This window comes from Marinilabiliales bacterium, from assembly GCA_007695015.1.
In the GTDB taxonomy this organism is placed as follows: domain Bacteria; phylum Bacteroidota; class Bacteroidia; order Bacteroidales; family PUMT01; genus PXAP01.
Genome location: REEN01000094.1, coordinates 1 through 9,631, shown reverse-complemented (window position 1 = coordinate 9,631; position 9,631 = coordinate 1). Strand labels below are relative to the sequence as shown.

General features: G+C 48.6%; 9 protein-coding genes. 4 read left to right on the top strand and 5 right to left on the bottom strand.

What is annotated here, in order from left to right:
- Positions 1 to 347: DUF3347 domain-containing protein (locus EA408_12615; GenBank protein TVR69493.1), on the top strand; the 347-nt coding region annotated here is incomplete at its 5' end.
- Positions 348 to 350: 3 nt separating this feature from the next.
- On the opposite strand, the gene EA408_12610 is transcribed toward EA408_12615, so the two are convergent.
- Together EA408_12610 and EA408_12605 are read right to left on the bottom strand one after the other, a co-directional pair.
- Positions 351 to 674, bottom strand: coding sequence for a 4a-hydroxytetrahydrobiopterin dehydratase (locus EA408_12610; protein ID TVR69491.1), 324 nt, complete (start codon positions 672 to 674; stop codon positions 351 to 353).
- Positions 675 to 850: 176 nt separating this feature from the next.
- Positions 851 to 1,282, bottom strand: coding sequence for an L-fucose mutarotase (locus EA408_12605; protein TVR69490.1), 432 nt, complete (start codon positions 1,280 to 1,282; stop codon positions 851 to 853).
- Between the two features lie 345 nt (positions 1,283 to 1,627).
- On the opposite strand from EA408_12605, the gene EA408_12600 reads away from it, so the two are divergent.
- Together EA408_12600 and EA408_12595 are read left to right on the top strand one after the other, a co-directional pair.
- Positions 1,628 to 4,042, top strand: coding sequence for an ABC transporter permease (locus tag EA408_12600; protein TVR69489.1), 2,415 nt, complete (start codon positions 1,628 to 1,630; stop codon positions 4,040 to 4,042).
- Positions 4,043 to 4,183: 141 nt separating this feature from the next.
- Entirely contained in the window at positions 4,184 to 4,687 is a 504-nt protein-coding gene (locus tag EA408_12595) for a hypothetical protein (GenBank protein TVR69488.1), read from the top strand.
- Positions 4,688 to 4,786: 99 nt separating this feature from the next.
- On the opposite strand, the gene EA408_12590 is transcribed toward EA408_12595, so the two are convergent.
- The 3 genes from EA408_12590 to EA408_12580 form a co-directional block, all read right to left on the bottom strand.
- Positions 4,787 to 6,715, bottom strand: coding sequence for a Xaa-Pro dipeptidyl-peptidase (locus EA408_12590; protein TVR69492.1), 1,929 nt, complete (start codon positions 6,713 to 6,715; stop codon positions 4,787 to 4,789).
- Positions 6,716 to 6,869: 154 nt separating this feature from the next.
- Complete coding sequence (locus EA408_12585; GenBank protein ID TVR69487.1) at positions 6,870 to 7,769, bottom strand: glycoside hydrolase family 16 protein; 900 nt, start codon at positions 7,767 to 7,769, stop codon at positions 6,870 to 6,872.
- A gap of 11 nt (positions 7,770 to 7,780) precedes the next feature.
- Positions 7,781 to 8,878, bottom strand: coding sequence for a DUF1593 domain-containing protein (locus tag EA408_12580; GenBank protein TVR69486.1), 1,098 nt, complete (start codon positions 8,876 to 8,878; stop codon positions 7,781 to 7,783).
- A 124-nt stretch (positions 8,879 to 9,002) separates the two neighbouring features.
- Between EA408_12580 and EA408_12575 the strand changes: the two genes are divergently transcribed.
- Entirely contained in the window at positions 9,003 to 9,365 is a 363-nt protein-coding gene (locus EA408_12575) for a hypothetical protein (GenBank protein TVR69485.1), read from the top strand.
- The last annotated feature ends 266 nt before the right edge of the window (positions 9,366 to 9,631 follow it).

The window sequence follows — 9,631 nt, the reverse complement described above, 5'->3', positions numbered from 1 at the left end:
ACCATATGTTCTGGATGGAGCGGTACGGGGAGATAGATGAGAGCATTGACGCATTCCTGGGATCTGATGCCATCGAAGATATGAGGGTCCATTTCGAGCCGCTATCCGAAGCGTTCATAGAAACAGCACAAACACTTGGCGCTATAGGAATGACATGGTATGTGGCATACTGCCCTATGGTGGACGGTAACAGGGGTGCATACTGGCTGAGTGAATTTGAAGAAATACTGAACCCCTATTTCGGATCAATGATGCTTCGTTGTGGGGAGGTGCGGGAGACAATAAGGGAAGGAGTTGGAAGCGGCAGCAATGATGAGCCCCGCGAGATGGCGGGGCATGTGCACTGATACCTATAACCTGTCAATCTTGTAGGCCAGTATAAAATCATTTTCCGACAATCCGCCGATAGCGTGCGTCGTTAACTCAATAACCACCTTGCCATAGGAGACAAGCATATCAGGATGATGATCTTCTTCATCGGCAAGGCCGGCCACTTTATTGACAAAATCCATCGTATGCCTGAAATTTACAAAAGAATACTCCCTGGATATCTTCTTATCCCCTGAAACTTTCCAGCCGTTGTCAACATGTTTCATATATTCTGATATCTCTTCCGGCTTCAAAGGAGGAATACCCCCTTCACATGGTTTACATCTCTTTTTACCAAGATCCATAACGACACGATTTTAAATTATCAATTTTTTCTACACAACTGCAATATCTTAATCACAATGTGCCAGAATACTAATAATATAACAAAACTCCCACAAACATTGTTCATGATTAATACGGAATAATGCAGGGTTAAAGCAGCCGGTGGGTGCAAACATTGCCGGTGCCGTTTATGATCCTAAACAGGGGTAACGCCCTTGGTAAGGATTATATTCCCGTACTTTGCTGTCTCACCGGTCATCACCACAGCAAAGGCGCTCTTTGCCCGCTCATAGAAGGCAAAACGGTCGATCCTTTCCGGTGGCGACACTCCCGGGTTGGTTAACCTTACCCGGTCCATATATGATGCCTCAACGCCGGGATCAAGATGGTCGCCCTCGACGGCATCCATCATCACCAGTGGGGTATCAACATAAGCATCGAGCTCAAAAAGAGGAAGTATTGCCTCAATCAGATCGGCAATACGCAGTCCGTCAGCTCTAACAACAAGGCTGTTAAGAGATTCGCCGGGAAAATGGGCATCGGCAAGCACAATCTCGTCGCCGTGACCCATGCGGGCCAGGACCTCGAGTAATTGCGGACTTATAATTGGTGATATTCCTTTCAGCATAGCAGGCGGTTGATTAAAGTTAAAGCCAGGAGCATAAAAGCACCTGTTCCAATGGGAAAAGTATAAAATTAGGTTAAGTAATCAAAATATGCAGAAAAGATAAAAATGAAGGGGTTTTATATCTTTGCACACGAATAACCTGACACGCTGCAAATACCCGGCAATTGAAGACGATACTTGACTGGATAAGCGATCACGACAATAAGATTGTTTTCACGATCTCATACATTAATCATACTTATGGAGTTTTCCCGTTTCCTTAATTATCTTTTTGCATGTAACAAAACATATGGTATAAGCGTCTTATTTTTCAAACAACAACCTATCCTTTAAACAACCACTTCGATGCTATATAATAACCTCAAAGTTTCGGTCAGGAATCTGCTGGCACAGAAAGGCTATACTATTATAAACCTGTTTGGGCTGGCGGTGGGCATTGCCAGCGCATTGATGATAATGCTGTACGTCATAGACGAATTCAGTTACGACAGGTTTCACCCGAACGCAAAGAATATTTACAGGGTTTGCCTTGACGCCAAACTGCAGGATACAGAGATGCTTGCACCGATAAGCAATACTGCCATCGGTCCGGTCTCGTATGATCAGTACCCCGACATCCTCAATTACACCAGGGTTTTCTCTTTCGGGGGAGACCCTGACATTCGTTACGACGACAAAACCTTCATCGAAAAAAACCTGATATATGCAGATTCAACATTCTTCCAGCTATTTAACGGCTTCCGGCTGATAAGCGGCGACCCCAACAACATCCTCAATGCACCCAACCAGCTCGTCATGACACAGTCCGCCGCAGAAAGGTATTTTGGCAACGAAGACCCCGTTGGAAAAAGCGTGCGGAAATGGTCCGGCAACCAGGAGTGGCAGGTAGCCGGCATTGTGGAGGATCCACCCTCAAACAGCCACATAAAATTTGATATTGTCTGCTCCTTTGTCAGTATGCAATGGGCACAGGCACCCGCCTGGTTATCAAACAACATCTACACATATATCCTGCTGCAGGAGGGAACCGATCCGAAAGAGATTGACAACCGCTTCGAGTACCTTGTTGCGACCCATGCCGGACCTGCTTTCGAGGAGATAATGGGAGCCTCGATGGAAGAGCTTGAGCATCTTGGCAATCGCTACAACTATTTCGCACAGGCGCTTACAGATATTCACCTCAGATCGGAAATGCCGTTTGAAATGGAGGTTGGCGGCAATATCACCATGGTATATGTATTGATGCTCATCGCTCTCTTCATTATCATTATCGCTGCAATAAATTTTATGAACCTGGCCACTGCAAGATCAGCAAAAAGAGCTAAGGAGGTAGGCGTAAGGAAGATTGTAGGTTCTACCCGTTCGAGCCTGGTCGGCCAGTTCCTTACCGAATCTGTTCTGCTTTCAGCACTTGCACTGTTAACAGCCATTGTCATTGTTATTATCGCGATGCCTGAATTCAACAATATGGCAGGGAAACAGATCGCACTGTCGGCTCTGCCGGTGACTGTCACCGCCGGCGTACTGTTGGCAATCATACTTATCGTGGGTTTTGCAGCGGGTAGTTACCCGGCTTTCTTCCTGGCCAATATCGATCCGATGGTTATCTTCAAGGGAGTGTCAGGCTCGGGTATGAAGAGCAGTATTCTTCGAGGCATTCTTGTAACCTTCCAGTTCATTATCACTATCGGACTGCTGATCGCCACCTTTGTGGTCTACAGCCAGATATCATTTATCCGGGACAAGGACCTCGGGTACAATCCCCAAAATACACTGATCATCGACAGGACATATATTATGCCATCAGCGCAGCATGCGTCCTTTGCAGACGAATTGCGCAACCTGCCCGGCATTGAAGCAGTTGCCAGATCAAACTCCCTGCCGACAACCATAATTGGCAATACAATTATGCGAAAAGAGGGTGCACCGCCGGATGACATGCAGACCTACAATTTCTTTAATGCTTCATATGACCTTGACAAAGCTCTGGATCTCAGATTAGTCGAGGGCCGGTACTTTGACAGGAATTATGCCTCAGATTCATCGGCAATAGTGATAAACCAGGCAGCAGCACGTGGATTTGGTTTCGATGGTTCGCCACTCGGGCAGAAGGTCTTTGTCAACCTTAACGACGAGAGGACCGTGGTAGGTGTGGTAGAGGATTTCCACTATGAATCCCTTCATCAGAGGATCAGTCCCCTTGTCATTGTTTTCGGGCAAAACAATATGTACCTGACTATACGGTTCGATGACCGGAATCCCTGGGAAATACTGAGGACAGTTGAAGAAAAGTGGAATGAGTTTGTACCCGACCAGGTGTTTGACTATTTCTTCCTTGAGGATTCGGTTGCTGATCAGTACAGTAACGAGAGGCGCGCAGGTATTCTGTTTTCAGGTTTCAGCCTGCTGGCAATAGTAATTGCCTCACTGGGATTACTGGGGCTCTCCTCCTATTCAGCAGAACAGCGAACCCGGGAGATTGGCATACGCAAGGTTTTCGGGGCAACCGAAGGTATTGTCGTGTGGTTGCTGCTTAAAGAGATTAACCGCCTCTTCATTATCGCAACCCTCGTCTCCTGGCCCATTGCATGGTACCTGATGACAAACTGGCTTGAGAATTTTGCATTCCGCATAAACCTCTCACCACTGGTGTTTGTAACCGCATCGGTCGTTTCTTACATTATTGCCGTGCTTATGGTCAGCTACCAGGCTTTCAAAGCCGCACGAGCCAACCCGGCCGTAACTCTTAAATACGAATAGTATGCAAGCCGGTTCACAAGATCCGGTCGATCCCCCGACCTGAATTTGCCTCACGGCACTGCTGGTCCCCAGCCGGTCCGACCCTTTCTTATTCCCCTTTCGGGGAACAAAACGGCATTTTCCGTATATTGCAATTGTATTATGGAAACCCGTCTCGAACATATCCTCACACACTCATACAAGTCCGGGATGATAGATCATCTGGCCACGCATGATGACGACTTCAGGGAGGCGATACAGCTGGCTGTTGCAGACAAGCAGCCATACTCATGGCGGGCAGCCTGGCTTTTGTGGAGCTGCATGGAAAAGAACGACCCCCGCATCCGCCCTCACATCAGGACCATAATCGACGTCATCCCTTCAAAAAAGGACGGTCATCAGCGTGAACTGCTCAAGATACTGCAGCAGATGGAGATCAGCGAAAAAGATGAAGGCTACCTGTTTGATCTGTGCGTAACCATATGGGAAAAGATCAACAGCCGCCCATCAGTCCGATACCACGCTTTCAACACCATTGTCAGCATTGCCGGAAGGCACCCCTCACTGTTCAACGAAATAAAATGCCTTACCGAAGACCATTATATGGACACCCTGTCACCCGGAATAAAGAATGCTATTTACAGGATGGTAGAAGAATTCACCTGAGCCCCGGGGATCTGACTTCGAAACAGCCGTAATATATTGCCTTTATGAAACCCCCATGTGCTGACGCACACAGAATAACATGAAAATCAGATTAACATTCTAAAACCTGACCGCCTCCCTCCCCCCTACTACGGGAAGTCTGAGGGTTGTCCCGTCCAGGTCGACTGTTATTTCCGTGCCAGGATCGGGCCAGAGAGTGAAGTCCTTGTCGCTCGAAAATATCATCAGCCCTATCTGCTGACCTGCCCTTATAACCTGGTCGTCAGGTTCAAGGTCAAAAGTGACATCGTAAAACCTGCCCGGTTCGAGGGGTTCGCTTTCGATAATACAGTTACGGTTTTGGGGGTCGGCCCAGCCGCGAGTGATTATGTTATCGGTAATCCGGGCATTCCTCCCTTCATTCCACGGCAACGAGACCAGCCATACCGAGAGGTTTGCCGCCGGCCTGTCAACCGAAAGCCTGATGGTTACCGATGGCACACCAGATATGTGCACCTCCTCTTCCAGTTGGGGTGTCAGATACAACAACCGGTGCTCTGTCCATTCTGCCTGTGCCAGCGCAGAACCACTGAAAGAAAAATTGTCGGTCAGCGTCTCCGTGCCCTGCCCCGGGGTCCTTTCCATCACGAGTGACCCGGTTTCCGGTGCGCCCGGCTTGAGGAAGAATTCAACCACAGCAGCACCGGGATGAGGATAGTCTTCGTATGGCGTGGGTTCAAGGCGGTCATCACCTTCACGCACGATCCATGCTACCGGGTCGTCTTCAACACCATTGTCCACATCGAACAGGTAACGTGTAAACCACTTGACCATCATATCCTCAGGAGGATTGCCGCCATGACCACCCTGGTGGTAGTATATCTGATGTGGCAGCCCCATCTCTTTCAATACCTCTATCACCCGGTAACTATGTTCGGGCATTACGTTCCAGTCATTGAAAGCATGGGCCATCAGCACCGCCGCCGCCAGGTTCTCAAGGTTGGCGGCAAGATCCCTTCTTGCCCAGAAGTCATTATAGTTGCCGGTAACGCGGTCCATCCCCTCTGCCATTTCAGTGTCCCTGACAGTAAGGTTGCAGTATTCGCGGTTCTCGGGGTTTGAATGGACAAAATCATACAGAAAATCGATATCCTCGCCCATCCATCCGTACGGATGAACAATCAGTCCGTTAGACCTGTAATAATGGTAATACGAAGTATTGGGAGCCACCGGGATTATGGCCTCAAGACCCTCCACCCCGGTAGATGCGGCAGCGAGGGCCAGTGTGCCGTTGTATGATGTACCTATCATACCCACCTTGCCGGTGGTCCAGTAAGCCTCTACCTCCTCTTCCCCGAAAGGGGAACTATAACCTTTAGCCCTTCCGTTCAGCCAGTCGATCACAGCCTTGGGTGCCAGCGCTTCAATATCGGTGCCTATCGTGGGGCATCCCTGCGAGTACCCGGTTCCCGGCGCTGAGGAGTGAACGGCAATAAAACCGCGGGGCACCCAGAAATCGATCATCGCGTTCGAAATCACAGGGCGGTTGACCCTCCGCTCGGCGGGGGGAGGGAATTCGCGCGGATTGGGTTCGGTGTACAGCTCCTGCCTGACATCCCAGAAATACCTGCGGTCGGTAGAGCTTCGTCCGGCATAGTAGGGACTGGACTGGTATACCACGGGCAGTTTCAGACCATACTCAGTCTGGAGCGGACGGGTAACCGAAACGTGCATCCGGTCAGGCAGGCCGTCGCCGTCAATATCAAACTCCGTTTCAACCCACAGGTCGTGGCGTATCCAGGTGTCGGGATCGGAAAATGCCTCAACCCTCTGTGCCAATCCGTCAACAAAAACCGGACGTGCCTCTGAAACAGCCTGATCAGAAGCCGGGTCAGACTTAACCGGGCCATACTGGTCTGTTTCCCTGACAAAAACCGGGCCCGCTTCTAATTTAACAGTGTTGCCAGCTCTGCCGCAATAAACACCATCGGAGTGATCAGTCTGGTCGGCCAGCGATGGGCTGGCATCTGGTTGGCCGCCGTGCGCCATGACCTCTGCCGGCCCAATAAAAAATGCTGCGGTAATAAGCAGCAGTAACTTAATAGAATTGTCGATCCGCATTTTCAAAAAAATTTAAATCAGTGTTATGCTAAGACAGGCTCAGCGGCTGATGCCGGCACCCCTTCACAGGGTTAAGCGGCATCTAAGGAACAGCTTGAAATACCCTTACATAGTCAACCTTCATACTTTGTGGGAATACCGTAGAGTAATCAGGATCTCCCGGCCAGTTTCCGCCTACCGCAACGTTGAAAACAAAGAAGAACTCATCGTGAAACTCAGTCATATGATCAGGCGTGATATCGATCTCATGAAACTGGTGGTCATTTACAAACCAGCGGATGGTTGCTTCATCCCAGATAATGCAAAACACATGGTACTCATCGGCAAAAGTCCCGGTTTGCAGGGTATAGCTTCCACCTGTATAGACATGCCCGTTATGATCCCAGTGCAGTGTGCCATGGACCTCATTTTCCCTATCAGATCCACCAATAAGTTCCATGATATCAATTTCCCCGCACCTGGGCCAGCCAACGGTCGTAATATTCTCACCCAGCATCCAGAGAGCGGGCCATATGCCCTGCCCTTCAGGAAGCAGTGCCCTGATATCAATACGCCCGTATTTAAATGACTTCTTACCCTGGGTTTTCATCCGGGCAGATGTGTAGTTCCTGTCAAGGTAAACTCCCCTCCTGGCCTCTATGGTCAGGACCCCGTCAGAGACCGATGTATTCTCTTTCCGGTAATATTGCAGCTCATTATTTCCCCAGCCGCAAAGATCCGGGCAACCGGTGCCGGTTTCAAATTCCCAGTAATCAGTGTTAACAGCATCTCCATCAAACTCATCATTCCAGACCAGCTCATATCCGTCATATTCCAGGGGCGTAACATAGCCGTCTTCAACAGAGACATCCCTGGGGTTGGTGATCGTTAACGTATCAACTACTTCGTTTTCAGGAAGGTCAGCAGAATCATTTTCGCAGGCCATTATCACTGCTAGTGATAAAAACGCGAGAAGTCCGGTAAAAAACAGTTTATTATCCATTTGAATTTTTATCAGTGGGATGTTGCCCTCGTCCCGTAAATATAAGAAAGTTTGTCAAGCAATGCTTCGTACATCGCGGCCCGGGCTTTCTCAAGGGTACTCCTGGCATAGTCACGCATTTCGACATGGTTGTCCCATGTATTGCAGGGATCTGAATAGTCCCATTCTACCAGACCACTGGAATCGGTATAGTAGTTAGGCCGCTCATCAGGCAAAGGCCTGACGAACTTCCCGGCCCAACTGCCGGCGGTGGGATCGTCCAGGTCGTTTTCCGGATCTATAACATACAAAACAGACGGTGTGTCGCCCACCCTGAAATAGTGAGCCCAGGGCTGGCTTTCCACCACTTCCCAAATGTGCAGCCCCAGTGCACCATACTTTGTTAAACGTTCGAACATCTCGTAAGGCTCGTTCCCGCTGAACATTCCTTCATAGGTCCAGTTGATCTCGAGCCACCACATGTCATTGAACCGGTTGTCATTATATACCCGGTTACGGCCCTCTCCGTTCCAGTTAGGTTGATCGCAGGGCTTATCAGTCAACTCCCAGTTTTCAGGTATGTATGGCCTGTGCTCTTCCATCATCAACCCGGTGCCAATTGTTATCAACCTGATATTATCGGCCACTTCAGGCTTTTGACGCAATGCTTCACCAAAATTGGCCATATTGCCCCAGATAAGGACGTATAGGGGACTGCCACGGTCAGATGCAGCACTATGGAAACGTTCGATCGCATCTTCCAGATCTTTGGCAATTGCACCCTCCATGAAGCCCGGGTCAGGGTATCCCTTTCTCCCGAGATCAAATTCATCGAAATCCCTGGCATAGGCTTCGACAGCCAGGATACAGGCCTCCAGTCCGCCGGCATACCACCTGTCAGGCACTATACCTTCTATATTGAGTTCATCGGCATACCAAAGTAAATGGATAAGTGACTGCCGGTCGTCAGGATCACCAGCGTCAATGTTAATGTCAGTAAAAACAAAAACCCGCGGCAAGGGCTCGCTCCCTGGTGTGCAGGAGGATAGCAGGAATGCCGTTGCAGCCAGAATTAAAAAATACAATTTAGTTTTCATAATCTTACAGCCATTTGCACCTGCCCATATCATCTGATATGAGTTAAAACAAAGGTAAGCTTCCTTTCAAAAAAAGTTAAATATTGGTCAAAAAACCAGATCGTAACACAAAATATCATATATTTATCGGTACTACTGAACAAAAAATATTACCATAATGACAAAAAGAGCTTTATTAATTGGGATACTGGCAATTGCCGGTGTATTTGTATTAAGTGCCGGCACCTCTCCTGTTGACGGCAGATGGAAAACTACCTTTAATTTTCCGGAGGGTGACGTTGAAGTGATCTATACTTTCAAGGTAGAGGACGAGAAGCTATCGGGAGTGGCATCCAGTTATATGGGTGATGCCTTCATTTACAACGGCAAGGTTGGTGATAATGAGTATTCATTTGACCTCGATGTCGGAGGATATATGGTCGGCCACAAACTGAAGTTTGAAGAAGAGGAGCTGAAGATGACAGTTGAGTATGAATGGAATTTTTATGAATTTATCCTCGAGCGGGTTGAAGAGGATTAGTATGCAGTCCGTTAGATTGACGCAGCCTGAACACTGATTGATACAGGGATGTCCTGATCAGTCGTACCCCGGTTATGCACTTGAGCCGTATTGGTTACCTGTATGTTTATTCATTATCCTTCCAGCTTCCGCTATCCATCACGATCACTGTTCCCTTCTTCCTTGCTTCGAGCAACTCCCGTTTAAGCTCCTCTGAAAACACAAAACCATCAAGAAGAATGACAGATGCATCAGCCAGGTTCAGATTATCATAACTGACATCTTCA